This is a genomic window from Jiangella rhizosphaerae, from assembly GCF_003579925.1.
Classification (GTDB): domain Bacteria; phylum Actinomycetota; class Actinomycetes; order Jiangellales; family Jiangellaceae; genus Jiangella; species Jiangella rhizosphaerae.
This window is the reverse complement of the sequence record NZ_QUAL01000196.1, coordinates 1-591: the sequence shown is the minus strand read 5'-3', so window position 1 is coordinate 591 and position 591 is coordinate 1. Positions and strand designations below refer to the sequence as shown.

At 79.5% G+C, this 591-nt stretch carries 1 protein-coding gene and 1 pseudogene; both read right to left on the bottom strand.

From position 1 onward, the window contains the following. A pseudogene (locus tag DY240_RS22405) lies at window positions 1-317 on the bottom strand (DUF1116 domain-containing protein); the annotation flags it as partial. Further along, window positions 314-591 (bottom strand): oxamate carbamoyltransferase subunit AllH family protein (locus DY240_RS22400; protein WP_119662059.1); only part of this gene is annotated, 278 nt, incomplete at its 5' end. The gene DY240_RS22400 and the pseudogene DY240_RS22405, both read right to left, overlap by 4 nt.

Genomic DNA, 591 nt, shown 5'->3' with positions numbered 1-591 from the left:
GTGCGCGGTGCGGGCGCGGCGCCGAACCCGCCGGCCCCGGGGCCGTCCGGCGGGCGAGCGGCCAGTGCGGACTCCACCCGGGCCAGCGCCCGGCCGAGCGCGGCGTCGTCGTCCGCCGTCACGCCGATGACCAGGTCGTTCGGGCTGGCCGCGGGCACGTCGAAGCCCATGCCGCCGAGGAGGTCGAGGTTGAGCTGGGTCGCCATCGCGACGAGCGCGCCGCTGACCCCGTCCTCGCCCTGGACCGCCTGGCTGACCTGCATCAACGTCACCGAGTCGTGGTAGGTGCCGGCCCGCACCTCGACGTGGCGGATCACCGGGTGGACCCGGCGAGCGCGGCCAGCGCGACCCGTGCGCCCAGTCGCAGCGCGGCACCCGACGTGTGGCCGACGGCGAGCAGCCGCCGTTCGGCCGCGTCGACGTCGCCGCGGGCGGCGCCCAGCGCGGCCAGGTACGCAGTGAGCTGCGGGACGCCGAGCCCGCGCGCCGCGTAGGGGAGCAGGCCCGCGGAGACGGCGGTGGTCCGGCGCATCGGTCCGGCGGCGTCGACGGCGCCGGCCAGCCGGGCCGCGGCGCGTGGTCCGGCCGCGG